This window comes from Halomonas cerina, assembly GCF_014192215.1.
GTDB classification, from domain to species: domain Bacteria; phylum Pseudomonadota; class Gammaproteobacteria; order Pseudomonadales; family Halomonadaceae; genus Halomonas; species Halomonas cerina.
This window is the reverse complement of the sequence record NZ_JACHXP010000013.1, coordinates 60,931-74,762: the sequence shown is the minus strand read 5'-3', so window position 1 is coordinate 74,762 and position 13,832 is coordinate 60,931. Positions and strand designations below refer to the sequence as shown.

The 13,832-nt window shown below is 69.9% G+C and carries 15 protein-coding genes; 5 read left to right on the top strand and 10 right to left on the bottom strand.

The window, feature by feature from the left end; translation table 11 throughout:
- Positions 1–9 precede the first annotated feature (9 nt).
- From dprA to aroE, 4 genes are read left to right on the top strand one after another with little or no spacing between them, the layout of a single operon-like run.
- Entirely contained in the window at positions 10–1,119 is a 1,110-nt protein-coding gene (dprA, locus tag FHR94_RS13290) for a DNA-processing protein DprA (RefSeq protein WP_183326250.1), read from the top strand.
- A 39-nt stretch (positions 1,120–1,158) separates the two neighbouring features.
- On the top strand, positions 1,159–1,716 hold the full coding sequence (gene tsaC / locus FHR94_RS13285) for an L-threonylcarbamoyladenylate synthase type 1 TsaC (RefSeq protein WP_183326206.1): 558 nt from the start codon (positions 1,159–1,161) through the stop codon (positions 1,714–1,716).
- 36 nt (positions 1,717–1,752) lie between these two features.
- Positions 1,753–2,685: an oxygen-dependent coproporphyrinogen oxidase gene (gene hemF / locus FHR94_RS13280; protein WP_183326205.1), complete on the top strand. Its 933-nt coding sequence runs from the start codon at positions 1,753–1,755 to the stop codon at positions 2,683–2,685.
- A complete protein-coding gene (aroE, locus tag FHR94_RS13275) occupies positions 2,682–3,494 on the top strand; it encodes a shikimate dehydrogenase (RefSeq protein ID WP_183326204.1) in 813 nt (270 codons plus the stop codon). The genes hemF and aroE overlap by 4 nt, the downstream gene beginning before the upstream one ends.
- 35 nt (positions 3,495–3,529) lie before the next feature.
- Here the strand turns inward: aroE and FHR94_RS13270 are convergent, their stop codons facing one another.
- Positions 3,530–3,790, bottom strand: coding sequence for a hypothetical protein (locus tag FHR94_RS13270; RefSeq protein WP_183326203.1), 261 nt, complete (start codon positions 3,788–3,790; stop codon positions 3,530–3,532).
- A gap of 17 nt (positions 3,791–3,807) precedes the next feature.
- Positions 3,808–4,608, bottom strand: a complete 801-nt coding sequence (locus FHR94_RS13265; protein ID WP_183326202.1) for a M48 family metallopeptidase — start codon at positions 4,606–4,608, stop codon at positions 3,808–3,810.
- A gap of 120 nt (positions 4,609–4,728) precedes the next feature.
- On the opposite strand from FHR94_RS13265, the gene FHR94_RS13260 reads away from it, so the two are divergent.
- The gene (locus tag FHR94_RS13260; RefSeq protein ID WP_183326201.1) at positions 4,729–5,598 is read left to right on the top strand and encodes an ATP-binding protein; all 870 of its coding nucleotides are present in this window, start codon (positions 4,729–4,731) and stop codon (positions 5,596–5,598) included.
- A 25-nt stretch (positions 5,599–5,623) separates the two neighbouring features.
- Here FHR94_RS13260 and FHR94_RS13255 read toward each other — a convergent pair whose 3' ends face one another.
- Genes FHR94_RS13255 through pilW form a run of 8 tightly spaced genes read right to left on the bottom strand, consistent with a single transcriptional unit; the run spans position 5,624 to position 13,711 of the window.
- Entirely contained in the window at positions 5,624–6,244 is a 621-nt protein-coding gene (locus FHR94_RS13255; protein ID WP_183326200.1) for a hypothetical protein, read from the bottom strand.
- Positions 6,245–6,284: 40 nt separating this feature from the next.
- Positions 6,285–7,688 carry a ribosome biogenesis GTPase Der gene (gene der, locus FHR94_RS13250; RefSeq protein ID WP_183326199.1) on the bottom strand — a complete coding sequence of 468 codons (1,404 nt, stop codon included), beginning with the start codon at positions 7,686–7,688 and terminating at the stop codon, positions 6,285–6,287.
- The gene (gene bamB / locus FHR94_RS13245; protein WP_183326198.1) at positions 7,685–8,833 is read right to left on the bottom strand and encodes an outer membrane protein assembly factor BamB; all 1,149 of its coding nucleotides are present in this window, start codon (positions 8,831–8,833) and stop codon (positions 7,685–7,687) included. Before bamB ends, der begins: the two co-directional genes overlap by 4 nt.
- Complete coding sequence (locus tag FHR94_RS13240) at positions 8,830–9,489, bottom strand: tetratricopeptide repeat protein (protein WP_183326197.1); 660 nt, start codon at positions 9,487–9,489, stop codon at positions 8,830–8,832. Before FHR94_RS13240 ends, bamB begins: the two co-directional genes overlap by 4 nt.
- A 30-nt stretch (positions 9,490–9,519) precedes the next feature.
- Positions 9,520–10,815 (bottom strand): histidine--tRNA ligase, encoded by a 1,296-nt coding sequence (gene hisS / locus FHR94_RS13235; RefSeq protein ID WP_183326196.1) that lies wholly within the window; start codon positions 10,813–10,815, stop codon positions 9,520–9,522.
- Between the two features lie 27 nt (positions 10,816–10,842).
- Positions 10,843–11,958, bottom strand: coding sequence for a flavodoxin-dependent (E)-4-hydroxy-3-methylbut-2-enyl-diphosphate synthase (gene ispG, locus FHR94_RS13230; protein ID WP_183326195.1), 1,116 nt, complete (start codon positions 11,956–11,958; stop codon positions 10,843–10,845).
- A gap of 10 nt (positions 11,959–11,968) precedes the next feature.
- Positions 11,969–12,922, bottom strand: coding sequence for a RodZ domain-containing protein (locus FHR94_RS13225; RefSeq protein WP_183326194.1), 954 nt, complete (start codon positions 12,920–12,922; stop codon positions 11,969–11,971).
- A 30-nt stretch (positions 12,923–12,952) separates the two neighbouring features.
- Positions 12,953–13,711 carry a type IV pilus biogenesis/stability protein PilW gene (gene pilW, locus FHR94_RS13220; RefSeq protein ID WP_246389956.1) on the bottom strand — a complete coding sequence of 253 codons (759 nt, stop codon included), beginning with the start codon at positions 13,709–13,711 and terminating at the stop codon, positions 12,953–12,955.
- Between the last annotated feature and the right edge of the window lie 121 nt (positions 13,712–13,832).

Here is a 13,832-nt window from a genome sequence, read left to right as displayed (position 1 = left end):
AGCATGGGCATGTCGGCCAGGGAGTGGCTGGTCCTCGCGCGGCTACCGGGCCTCGGTGTCGGTCGTCTCGCCGCCCTGGCGGCACTGTCACCCGACTGGCCGGCCGGCTGGCTCGCGGTCCTGCCCGAGACGCCGGCCCGGGCGCTGCGGCTGTGGCTCGACCACCCGGGCCGCAGCCCCCTCACGACCCGGGTCGAGGCGGACTTGGCCTGGAGCGAGGCGGTGCCCCATCGGCACCTGTTGCATGCCGGCCATCCGCGCTGGCCGGCGCTGCTGAGCCAGATCGCCGATCCACCTCCGATCCTGTGGGCCAGTGGCGATCTCGATGCCCTCGCGCCGCCGCGGCTGGCGATGGTCGGCTCGCGCCGGCCGACTCGGGAGGGGCTCGGCAACGCGACCGGCTTCGCCCGGGAGCTGGCCGAACGGGGCTGGTGCGTGGTCAGCGGCATGGCACTGGGGGTCGATGGTGCCGCCCAGCAGGCGGCCCTCGAGGCTGGCGGGGCGAGCATTGCCGTGCTGGGCAGCGGCATCGATGTCGTCTATCCCCCGCGTCACCAGGCCCTGCATCGGCGGCTGCAGGAGCGCGGGGGCCTGCTGCTCTCGGAACACCCACCCGGCACCCGGGCACGGGCCGGCTTCTTTCCCCGTCGCAATCGCATCGTCACCGGGCTGTCGCTGGGGGTGTTGGTGGTGGAGGCCGCCGCGCGGAGTGGCTCGCTGATCAGCGCCCGGCTCGCCGCCGAGCAGAACCGCGAGGTGTTCGCCCTGCCCGGCTCGATCCACAATCCCCAGGCACGAGGTTGTCTGCAGTTGATCCGAGAGGGGGCGGTGCTGGTGCGCCAGGTCGATGACATCCTGGCCGAGTTGACCCAGTGGGCCGGTGCCGGCATGGCCGCGATGGCTCCGTCCGGGACCGCCGAGGCGGTCGAACGGGATGACGATGACGACCCCTTGCTGGCCTGGCTCAGCGATACGCCCACCCCCGTCGATGCCCTGGTGGCGCTGGCCGGTTGTGGGGTCGGCGACTGCCAGCGCCGTCTGCTCGGCCTCGAACTCGAGGGACGCATCGCCCAGGCGGCCGGCGGCTGGGTGCGCCTGCCGCCCGACCGGCGTGCATGATAGGCTATGGGCCGTCGTTCACTCCATCGGACAGGCCCCATGCCCCAGACTCACTCCCTCGATGCCGTCGTGGCCGCCCTGCGCCGGGGTGGCGTGATCGCCTATCCCACCGAGGCCGTGTGGGGCCTGGGGTGCGACCCGGATGACGCGGCGGCGCTGGCGCGCTTACTGCGCCTGAAGCGGCGCGATCCCGGCAAGGGGGTGATCCTGGTGGCCGCCGATATCGGCCAGTTCGCGCCCTGGCTGGCAGGACTTTCTCCGTCGCAGCGCGAGGCGCTCGAGGCCAGCTGGCCGGGGCCTCACACCTGGCTGGTACCCGACAACGGACGCACTGCGCCTCTGGTGCGGGGCGAGCACGACCGGGTGGCGCTGCGGGTCAGCGGCCATCCGCTGGTGGCCGAACTGTGTCGTGCCTTCGGCGGCCCCATCGTGTCGACCTCCGCCAATCGCGCCGGCGAGCCCCCGGCCATGACGGTCGACGAGGTGTGCGCTACCTTCGGCGACGCGCTCGACGCCGTGCTCGACGGCCCGCTGGGTGGCCATGACCGCCCGAGCACCATCCGCGACCTGGCCACCGGCCGGGTGCTGCGCGGCTGAACATGCCCTTAATCTGCCCGCTGCCCAGGAGGCTCCGTGGCCCACGCCCATCTCGACGACGTCAAGACCTACCTGCTCGACCTCCAGGATCGGCTCTGTGAGGCCCTGGCGGCCGAGGACGGCCGTGCCGGCTTCCGCGAAGACACCTGGCAGCGCGAGCAGGGCGGGGGGGGCCGCTCGCGGGTGATCGAGGAGGGCGCGATCTTCGAGAAGGGCGGCGTCAACTTCTCCCACGTATATGGCGCCACCCTGCCGCCCTCGGCCACGGCGGCGCGTCCCGAACTCGTCGGGCGTGGCTTCCATGCCGTGGGCGTGTCCTGGGTGATGCATCCGCACAACCCCCATGTGCCGACCAGCCACGGCAACGTGCGCTTCCTGATCGCCGAGAAGGCTGGCGAGCCACCGGTGTGGTGGTTCGGCGGCGGCTACGACCTGACGCCCTTCTACCCGGTCCATGAGGACGTGCAGCACTGGCACCGGGTGGCCCGCGACGCCTGCGCGCCCTTCGGCGACAATGTCTATCCCCGCTACAAGGCCTGGTGCGATGACTACTTCTACCTGAAACATCGCGACGAGACCCGCGGCGTCGGCGGGCTGTTCTTCGATGACCTCAACGAGGGGGGCTTCGCGCGCTGCTTCGCCTTCCAGCAGGCGGTGGGCGACAGCTTCCTCGACGCCTACCTGCCGATCGTGCGCCGCCGCCGGGACACGCCCTACGGCGAGCGCGAGCGCGACTTTCAGCTCTATCGTCGCGGGCGCTACGTGGAGTTCAATCTGGTCTGGGACCGGGGCACCCTGTTCGGTCTGCAGAGCGGCGGGCGCACCGAATCGATCCTGATGTCGATGCCGCCGCTGGCCCGCTGGACCTATGACTGGCAGCCCGAGCCCGGCTCCCCCGAGGCGCGGCTCTATGACCACTACCTTCGCCCCCGTGACTGGCTGGGCGAGACACCCCAGGAGACTCCATGACCGATCGCTACTGTGTCTTCGGCCACCCGGTCGGCCACTCGAAGTCGCCGGCCATCCATGCCGCCTTCGCCGAGCAGACCTTTGATGCCATCGAGTACACCGCCATCGAAGCGCCCGTGGACGACTTCGCCGGCGCCTGGCGCGACTTCGTGGCCCAGGGCGGTCGCGGGGCCAATGTCACCGTGCCCTTCAAGGAGGACGCCTTTCGCCTCTGCGACACCCTGAGCCCGCGCGCGCGACGCGCCGGGGCGGTCAATACCCTGATCCTGGGAGGCAACGGGCTGACGTATGGCGACACCACCGACGGCGTCGGCCTGGTGAATGATCTCAAGCGCCATGGCGTGGCGCTGGCGGGGGCACGGGTCCTGGTGCTGGGGGCCGGCGGTGCCGTGCGCGGCGTGCTGGCGCCGCTGCTGCAGGCCTCACCGGCGAGCCTGCACATCGCCAACCGCACGGCCGACAAGGCCATCGCCCTGGCCCGTGACGTCGCCGACCTGGGGCCGGTATCGGGCAGCGGCTTCGAGGCGATCGAGGGCCCCTTCGACCTGGTGATCAACGCTACCAGCGCGAGCCTCGCCGGGGACCTGCCGCCGCTGCCGGACGACCTCTTCGCCCCGGGGGCGACCGCCTACGACATGATGTACGCCGCCGAGCCCACGGTGTTTTTGCACTGGGCCGCCGAACGTGGCGCCCGCGGCGTCGACGGCCTGGGGATGCTGGTGGAACAGGCCGCCGAGTCGTTCTTCCAGTGGCGGGGCAAGCGCCCCGACACCGGCCCGGTGCTCGAGGCGCTGCGCCGCTCGCTGTGAATTGGGGACACGCGTATTCGGGGTCTGTCCCCAATTCAACGGCGCTTGACATATAGCCCCAGCATGCACAGCGCCATGCCGGCCACCGAGAGCAGCATGCCGCCGTTGACCACCCAGGGGTGGCGGTCGATCCAGGGCACGAAGGGCTGGGGCGTGTCACGGCAGGTGCCGGCGATATAGTCCCAGTGCCCCTCCTGCACCAGCACACAGTCACGCACCTCGCCGAGTTCCATGAAGTAAAGGCCCATCAGCACCAAGATGGGCAGAATCAACAGCAGCAAGCCAAGCTTCAGCATGCGGGGGTCCTTGTCGATCAGGGGCGCGGGCAGTTCGGTGTGCGGCCCGCCTGACGGGCCTGCTCGTAACGTGGCAGGACCTCGGGGATCTCGGCTTGCAGGCCGGCGATGCGCTGGCCATGGCTCGGGTGAGTGGACATCCACTCGGGGGGCTGGCCGCCACCGGCGGCGCCCATGTTCTGCCACAGGGCCACGCTGGCCCGGGGATCGAAGCCGGCCTCGGCCATCAGCTGCAGGCCGATCACGTCGGCCTCGCTTTCATGGCGGCGCGAGAAGGGCAGCATGATACCGTACTTGGCGCCCAGGCCCAGGGCGGCCATGACCTGCTGCCCCCCCGGGCCCTCCAGACCGGCCGTGGAGGAGAGGACCGACAGGCCGATCTGAGTGGCGCTCTGGGTCGAGGCACGCTCGTTGGCATGACGGGCCAGCACATGGCCGATCTCGTGGCCGATGACCGCGGCCAACTGGTCCTGGTTCTCGGCGATGGCCAACAGGCCGGTGTTGACCCCCACATAGCCGCCGGGCAAGGCGAAGGCGTTGGCCGACTCGTCCTGGAAGACCCGGACCTGCCAGCCACCCTCACGCGCCTGGGGCGGCAGGGTGGTGACGATAGCCTCGGTTACGCACTGTACATAGCGGTAGGCGGCGCCGCCGACGGTCGGCAACTCCTTCTGGTACTGGGCGAAGGCCTGGGCGCCCATCTGGTCGAGCTGCTCGTCGGACATCAGGGTTAGCTGCGAACGCCCGGTGGGAGAGGTGGTACAGGCCACCAGGGCGACGCTCAGGGCGCCGACGGCGAGGCAGTGCTTCCAGCGCATGGCAAGGGCTCCTTTCGTTGCCAGGTCACTATGACTCTGGACGGGGGCGTCGGGTTCGCCACAAGATACCCCGAATGCCCGCAAGATCAACCGAAGTCTGCCTGCCAAGGAGCCCCCTCGATGGACCCCGAGCTGACGCGCCGCCTGATCCATCTGCTGGACCATGTCGAGCACTGGCTGCCACCCCCCCCGGTCGAGGTCGACTGGACCCGGGATGTCGCCGCCCTCTGGCAGCGTCATGCCCTCGGCGGGCGGCTGCTGCCGGTGCCGCCCCGCGATGCCTTGGGTCTCGACGACCTGCTGGGTATCGAGCGCCAGAAACTGGCCTTGGTCGACAACACCCGGGCCTTCTTGCAGGGGCATCCCGCCAACCATGTCCTGCTGTGGGGCTCCCGGGGCAGCGGCAAATCGTCGCTGATTCGCGCGCTGCTCAACGACCTGGCCGCGGAGGGGCTGCGCCTAGTCCAGGTGGACCGCCATGACCTCGCGGCCCTGCCCCTGCTGGTGGAGCGGCTGTGTCGGGAGCGGCAACGCTTCTTGGTCTACTGTGATGACCTCTCCTTCGAGGGGCACGACGACGCCTACAAGGCGCTCAAGAGCGTACTCGACGGGGCGCTCACTGGTCCCCCGCCCAACGTGTTGCTCTACGCCACCTCCAACCGGCGCCATCTGCTGCCCGAGGCCATGAGCGACAACGATGCCTCGCGGCGGGTCGGCGAGGAGCTGCATCATGGCGACGCCGTGGAGGAGAAGATCTCGCTGTCGGACCGTTTCGGCCTGTGGCTGGGCTTCCATCCCTTCAATCAGGATGTCTACCTGGAGGCCTGCTGCCACTGGGTCACCCAGCTGGGCAGGGCCTCGGACTGGACCCGCGAGGCCCGCGCCGAGGCGATCCGCTTCGCCACCCTGCGTGGAGGCCGCAGCGGCCGGGCGGCCTGGCAGTTCGCCAACCACTGGGTGGGCCGTCGCCGCCTCCACGGCACGGGCTGAGCGGCACCGTGCCGCAGGGCGGCGCTCAGCCCTGGGGGATCAGTTCACCGCCCTCACCCACCGCCAGGCGCAGGGTGGGGGTGAACAGGCCGGAAGGCAGGGTCATGCCCAGGCCGCGCAGGTCGCCAGGGGTGATGGCCAGCTCGCTGCCGGCGGGCAGCTCGCCGCGGCGGGCGAGCCGGGTGGCCAGCTCCACCATGGGGGCCAGGCGCTCACGATCGTCGCCCAGCAGGTCGAAGGCGACGGGCAGGCGCAGCCGGGCGTCCTCGCCGGCGGTCAGGGTCACGTCCTGGGCATAGTCGCCGCTGACCGGTTCGGCGCCCGGGACATCCAGGCGCCAGCGGAAGCCGGCCATCTCCACCGGCGGCATGCCGGCAGGCAGGCCGAGGCCCAGGGCCAGGGTGGCCTTCACCGGCAGGCTGCCGGCGCCCAGGCTCGAGGCGATCAGCGAGGTGATATCGCTGGTGTCGAGGCGGGCATCCACGGCATAGGGGCCGATGCGCACCTCCTCGACCCCCAACGAGGTGACCGCCAGGCGAAAGGCGAACAGGCCGGTCTGGGGCAGCGCCAGGCAGCCGGTGAGCAGGGCGGCCAGGCAGAGGGGAGCGAGCAGGCGCCAGGGATAGGGGAAGCATCGGGAACGCATCAAGGGGTCTCCGGTGTCGGTCGGGGCTGCGGGCTGCGGCTTAGTGGCGACCGCGACGCGCCTCCTTGGTGCGGGTAAGCTCGCGTTTCTTGGCCTTCTCCCGGTCGCTGGCGCCGGCCAGGCTGTCGTAGGGGTTCTTCCCGGAGCGGAACTCGAAGCGCATCGGCGTGCCGCGGACCTTGAGCACCTTGCGGAAGGTGTTGGTCAGATAGCGCTTGTAGGCCTCGGGCAGCGCGCCCGTCTGGTTGCCGTGCACCACGATGATCGGCGGGTTGGCCCCGCCCTGGTGGGCCATGCGCAGCTTGATGCGCCGGCCGTGGACCAGCGGCGGCTGGTGCTGGGCCACCGCGTCCTGGAGGATATTGGTCAGGCGGTTGGTCGACCAGTGGCTGTTGGCCGAGGCGAAGGCCCGCTCCAGCGACGGGTAGAGGTCGCCCACCCCGGTGCCATGCAGCGCGGAGATGAAGTGCAGGTCGGCGTAGTCGGCGAAGCCCAGGCGGCGCTTGGTCTCGGTGCGCATCCTGTCCTTGGCCTCGCTTTCCAGGCCGTCCCACTTGTTGACCGCCAGCACCAGGGCACGGCCGCTGGTCAGCACGTAGTCGAGCAGGTGCAGGTCCTGCTCCACCAGGCCGCTGCGCGCATCCAGCACCATGATGGCGACATGGCATGCCTTGATGGCTTCCAGGGTCTTGATGATCGAGAACTTCTCGGCGATCTCGCGGACGTTCTTGCGGCGCCGCACGCCGGCGGTGTCCACCAGCACGTAGGGCCTGCCGCGGCGCTCGAAGGGGATCTCGATGGCATCCCGGGTGGTGCCGGCCTCGTCGAAGACCACCACCCGCTCCTCGCCGAGCAGGCGGTTGACCAGGGTCGACTTGCCGACGTTGGGGCGGCCGATCACGCCGATGCGGATGCCCTGGGGGCCGGTATCAGGAGGAGTGTCCTCGTCGCGCTCCGGGAAGGGCGAGAGCACCTCCTCGATCAGCGTGGTGACGTTGCGGCCGTGGGCGGCGGCGATGGGGTGCGGGTCGCCGAGTCCCAACTGCCAGAAGTCGGCCATGGCGGAGTGCTCCTCCAGACCGTCGGTCTTGTTGACCACCAGCCAGGTCTTCTTCTGGTTGACCCGCAGGTGGTTGGCGATGGCCTCGTCGGCGACATGCAATCCGGCCCGGGCATCCACCAGGAACAGCACGATGTCGGCCTCGTCGATGGCCTGCAGCGACTGCTCGGCCATGGCCGCGTCGATGCCTTCCTCGTCGCCGCTGATGCCACCGGTGTCGATCACCGTGTAGGCCTTGCCGCCGAGCGAGCCGTTGCCGTACTTGCGGTCGCGGGTCAGCCCCGGGAAATCGGCCACCAGGGCATCTCGGGAGCGGGTCAGGCGGTTGAACAGGGTCGACTTGCCCACGTTGGGGCGGCCGACCAGGGCGATCACAGGATTCATGGGCGAAGCTCCAGGGCTTCCAGGGTGCCGTCATCGGCCAGGGCATAGACCCGGCGGCCATCGGTGAGCGGACGGACGCTGATGCCGGACCCGTCGACCTCGGTACGGCCGACGATCTCGCCGCCACGAGCATCGATCAGGTGTAGATAGCCAGCATAGTCGCCGACCACCAGGCGACCGTCGGCGAAGGCCGGATCGGTGAGCGAGCGACCCTCGAGGGCCTCGAGTTGCCACCGCTCGTTGCCACTGTTGGCGTCCAGGGCCACGATGTGGCTGGCGGCATTGACCACGAACAGGAAGTCGCCCACCAGCACCGGCGTGCGGTAGCTGGAGAGTTCCCGGGCCCAGCGAATCTCGCCGGTAGTGGCGTCCAGCGCCGCCAGGCGGCCATTGTAGCTGGTGACGAAGAGGCGGCCGTCCGGCGTCAGCACCGGCTGGCCGGCCAGGTCCACCAGGCGCTCGATCTCGCTGCGCCCCTGGGGCACGGCGATGCGCCGCTCCCACAGCGGCTGGCCGCTGCGGTTGTCCAGGGTGGTCAGGCGCCCATCGGCGAAACCGACGAAGGTGACCGGGTCGATGACCCGGGGGGTGCCGGTGCCGCGCAGGGTCAGCGAGGGGCGGGGACCCGCATAGAGCCAGCGCTGCTCGCCGCTGGCACGGTCCAGGGCGGTGACGCTGCCATCCACGGCCTGGACCACCAGCAGTTGCTGGTTGGGCTGGGGGGCGGCGAGGACCTCGCTGTTGACCCGGGCGCGCCAGCGCACACTGCCGTCGGCCTGGTCCAGGGCCAGGACCTCGCCATTGCGGGTTCCCAGGTAGAGGGTATCGGCCACGGCGGTTAGCCCGCTGGAGACCGGGCTTGCGAGGTCGACCTCCCAGCGCAGTGCTCCACTCTCGGTATCCAGAGCCTCGACATGCCCCTCGGCGTCGGCGGCGAAGAGGCGGTTGCCATCCCGGGCGGGCGTGATGGGGTAGCCGGCTTGTCCGAGGCCGTCGCCGACCTCGGCCTGCCAGAGGGGCTTCACGGTGGTGGAGGCCTGGATGTCCTTCAGGGCCTTGGGGGGATATTGCGGCTCCACCTGGCCGGCACAGCCGGCCAGCAGGCCAAGGGCCGCCGTGGCGGCGATCAGCAGGGTCGGTTTCACAGGGTGGCCTCCTCGACGCCCAGGTTGTCGAGCTTGAGTTCTACGCCGTACAACGGACGGCCGCTCTGCTGCGAGAGGGACTGTGCCTCGCGCCAGGCATCGCGGGCCCGGTCGAGCTGCCCCAGGGCCTGATAGGCATCACCACGGGTATTGGCGCGCTGGGCCGCCAGGGCCGCGGGGATCTCCCCTTCCAGGGAAGCGAGTGCGGCCTCGGGCTGGTCGGCGGCGACCTGCAGGCGGGCGAGACGCAGACGGGCCAGCCCCTGGAGGTAGGGACGCGGGCTGTCCTCGATGACGGCCTCCAGTGCCTGACGGGCCGCCGCAGGGTCGTCATGGTCGACGGCCAGGCGGGCATCGAGCAGGCTCGCCAGGTCGGCGTACAGGGTATCGCCATGGGAGGCGGTGATCTCGCTCACCAGATCATCGGCCCGCTGCCGGGCCGCCTCGTCCAAGGTCTCCTGACCACTCAGCGAGAGCAGCTGCTGGTAGCGCATGGAGGCGGCCTCGGCCTGGCCGGCCTGGTAGTCCTGCCAGGTCTTCCAGCCGAACACGCCGGCGGCGGCGATCACCACGCCCACGATCAGCGAGGTGCCGTTCTCCTTCCACCAGCGCTTGATGGCCTCAAGCTGTTCTTCCTCGGTTCTCAGCTCCGCCACGGGCGGTCTCCTTTGGTGTCCTCGTGGCCGTCAGGCGAAGGATTCGCCTTCCAGCAGGGGTGTCAGGGCGGCGATCAGATCCTCCTGGCGCAGGCGCTGCTGCTCGCGCTCCTCGCGCAGGTACTTCAGGGTCACGCTGCCCTCGGCCAGTTCGTCTTCGCCCAGCAGCAGGGCCAGGCGGGCACCGCTCTTGTCGGCCTTCTTGAGACGGCTTTTGAAGCTGCCGCCGCCGCAGTGCAACTGCGCTCGCAGCTCCGGCAGCGTCTCGCGCAGGCGCTCGCCGAGCAGCAGGGCGGTGGCGGTGGACGCCTCGTCCATGGGCAGTAGGTAGACGTCCAGGGCGCCGCGGGCCTCGTCGGGTACCAGGTCGAGGGTCTCGAGCAGCAGCACCAGGCGCTCGATGCCCATGGCGAAGCCCACCGCGGGCACCGGCTTGCCGCCGAGCTGCTCGACGAGGCCATCGTAGCGACCGCCGGCGCAGACCGTGCCTTGGCTGCCCAGCGCCGTGGTGGTCCACTCGAAGACGGTGCGGCTGTAGTAGTCCAGGCCGCGGACCAGGCGCGGATTGATCTCATAGGCGATGTCGGCAGCGTCGAGCAGGGCGCAGAGCCGCTCGAAGTGCTCCTTCGACTCGGCGTCCAGGTGGTCCATCAGCCGCGGCGCGTCGGCCAGCATCGCCGCCATGTCCGGGTTCTTGGAGTCGAGGATGCGCAGCGGGTTGCTGGTCAGGCGACGACGCGAGTCCTCGTCGAGCACGTCATGGTGGGCCTCGAAGTAGCTCACCAGGGTGTCGCGATAGGCCGCACGGGCCTCCGGCGAGCCCAGCGAGTTGAGCTCCAGGGTAACGTACTCGAACAAGCCGAGCTGCTGCCACAGGCGGGCCGAGAGCAGGATGGTCTCGGCATCGATATCCGGACCCTCGAGGCCGAAGGCCTCCACCCCGATCTGGTGGAACTGCCGGTAGCGACCCTTCTGGGGGCGCTCGTGGCGAAACATCGGGCCCTGGTACCAGAGCCGCTGGGTCTGGTTGTGCAGCAGACCATGCTCCAAGGCGGCGCGCACGCAACTCGCCGTGCCCTCGGGGCGCAGGGTCAGGCTGTCGCCGTTGCGGTCTTCGAAGGTGTACATCTCCTTCTCGACGATATCGGTGACCTCGCCGATGGAGCGCTTGAACAGCGCGGTCTGCTCGACGATCGGAGTGCGGATCTCGTCATAGCCGTAGCGCGCCATCAGGTCGCGCACCTGGTCCTCGAAGTACTGCCACAGCGGGGACTGCGCCGGCAGCAGGTCGTTCATGCCACGGATGGCCTGGATCTTCTTGCTCAATGCTTGCTCCTTGAGGGTCGGCCGGGGTCAGGCGTCTCGGGCGATCACATCCTGTTCGGCCTGCTCTTTCTCGCGCACCTTGTCGCGGATCAACCGCTCCAGGTCGTCGACCAGGTGGTCGTTGCGCAGCTTGGTGGCCGGTTTGCCGTCGAGGTAGACGAGGTTGGCGGGGCTGCCGCCGGTCAGGCCGATATCGCTCTCCTTCGCCTCACCGGGCCCGTTGACCACGCAGCCGATAACGGAGACATCGAGTGGCGTCATGATGTCCTCGAGGCGCTCCTCCAGGGCGTTCATGGTGCCGATGACGTCGAAGTTCTGACGCGAGCAGCTCGGGCAGGCAATGAAGTTGATCCCCTTGCTGCGCAGGCGCAAGCTCTTGAGCATGTCGAAGCCGACCTTGACTTCCTCGACGGGGTCGGCGGCCAGCGAGACGCGAATGGTGTCGCCGATGCCGTCCATCAGCAGCATACCGAGACCGATGGAGGACTTGACGGTGCCCGAGCGCAGCCCGCCGGCCTCGGTGATGCCCAGATGCAGCGGCTGCTCGATCCGGGTGGCCAGATCGCGGTAGGCAGCCACCGCCATGAAGACGTCGGAGGCCTTGACGCTGACCTTGAAGTCGGGGAAGTCGAGGCGTTCGAGATGGTCGATATGACGCATGGCCGATTCCACCAGGGCCGCAGGGGTGGGCTCGCCGTACTTCTTCTGCAGGTCCTTCTCGAGCGAGCCGGCGTTGACGCCGATGCGGATCGGGATGCCGTGATCGCGGGCGGCCGAGACGACGGCGCGGACGCGCTCTTCCTTGCCGATATTGCCGGGGTTGATGCGCAGGCAGTCGACGCCCAGCTCGGCGACGCGCAGGGCGATCCGGTAGTCGAAGTGGATGTCGGCCACTAGCGGGACCTCGACCTCGCGCTTGATGCGGCCGAAGGCCTCGGCGGCGTCCATGGTTGGCACCGAGACCCGCACGATATCGGCACCGGCGGCCTCGAGCTGACGGATCTGGGCCACGGTGGCGGTCACGTCCAGGGTGTCGGTGTTGGTCATGCTCTGCACGGAGATGGGGGCGCCGCCCCCGACCGGCACGGAGCCCACGTGAATCTGGCGTGACTGGCGACGGATGATGGGCGATGGGGCATGCATGGCGACGGAATCACTCTCCCAGGGTAAAGCGGGCGACGTTGTTGGCCCCGGCGCGTTCACCGAGGTCCACGACCTCGCCGCGCCAGACCAGCTCGACGCCGGTGGCGTTGCCCACGGTCAGGCGGAAGGGCGGTTCGCCTTCGACGCGTGCCGTGGTGCCGGGTTCCTGCAGGCCGACGAAGATGCGCTGGTTGTCGGCATCGAAGATCTCGGTCCAGGACTGTTCGTTGAAGGTGAAGTTCAGTACCCGCGGGTCGGCGGCGGGCTCGGGCGTGGCCTCCGCCGTGGTCGCCTCGGCAGCCTCCGGGGCCGGCTCGCCGGCCACCTCGGCCGGCACTTCCGGCTCGGCGGCTATGGTAGGCGAGGCCTCGGTGGCGGTTTCGCCGTCCGGTGACGGTGCGTCCGGCGCCGGGGGCGTCTCCGTCTCGGCCGCCGGCCGGCCGACGTCATCGGTGGCCCTGCCGTCCTCGGTGATGGTGGTACGGCCATCGAGGCTATCCACCGCGACCGGCCCACTATCGGCGGGTGCCGGTGGCTGGCTGCCGCCGCGGCTCTGCCACCACAGCAGGGTCAGCCCGACCAGCCCGGCGATGACCAGCAGGGTGACCAGGCGAAAGGCCCAGGCGCCCAGCCGGGAGGGTGGCTTGGCGACTTGCACCGGGATGACCTTGCGTTCGCTCTCCTCCTTGCCGAAGCGGGCCTTGTAGAGGGCGATGACATGCTGCTCGTCCATGCCCAGCAGGCGGGCATAGGCGCGCAGGTAGCCACGCCGGTAGGCCGCCACTGGCACCTCTTCGTAGCTGTCCTGTTCCAGGCCCCGGATGACCGCGGGGCGCAGGTTCAGTGCCGCGGCGACCTCTTCCAGGGACAGGCCCTGGAGCTCGCGTTCCTGGTAGAGCAGCTCGCCAGGCGAGGCCTGGGGCGTGGTGACGGCCGCGTCATCGGTGGTTTCGGTGTCGCGCATGGCTGAGCATCCTTCGTCAGATAACGGTGGTCAGGGCGTACCACGGGGCACGTCCAGCTGCTCCCGGTAGAAGGCCGCCGCCGCCAGGTCGCCTCGGGCCCGAGCGATCTCGAGTGCCAGGCGCAGCGCCGCTTCCCGGGGGCCCGCCAATCGCATGTAGGTATCGAGCTGCTGCTGCGCGCGAGCGAGGTTGCCCTGGTCGGCCTCGAGCTCGGCCAGCAGCAGGTAGCTGCGCGGGCGGCGCGGGTCGATGCTCTGGGCGCGCCGGTAACTGTCGCGGGCGGCCTCGATGTCGCCCAGCTGCTGGCGGCACTGCCCCAGGTTGGCGAACAGCTGGGCCCGATTGGCATATTGCCTGTTGTCGGCGGCCTGCTCGAGCTGCTCGCAGGCCTCGCGAATCCGCCCCTGATCATACAGGAAGGCGGCGTAATTGTTGTGTGCTCGGGTCAATCCGGGGTCGGCATCGAGGGCGCGACGGAAGGTCTCGTCAGCCAGGCGCGCCTCGCCCTGACGCTGGTAGACCATGGCCATGGCCTGCAGGGCCTCGGCATCGTCGGGATCCAGTTCCAGCGCCTTGTCCAGCGCCGAGAGCGCCCGCGGCAGGTTGTTGCGCTCCAGGTAGGCCTCGCCAAGGCGCGCGTAGGCCTCGGCCGGCTCGCCGGGACCCGCATCCCCCCCAGGGCGGGTGGCGCAGCCGGCCAGCCACAGGGAGGCGATCAGCAGGGCCACCAAGGCCAACGGACGGGAGGCTGGCGTGCTCGGGCGACGCGACATGTCATGCTCTCTCATGGGAGACACGCTCGTGATGGGCGGCTCACGTAGACGGCGACTGTCGGGCGTATCGACGGCGTCGCGCCCCAGGCGCATGCCGAGACCCGGGCGGAAGGCCTGGCCGATGATGAAAAAGGCG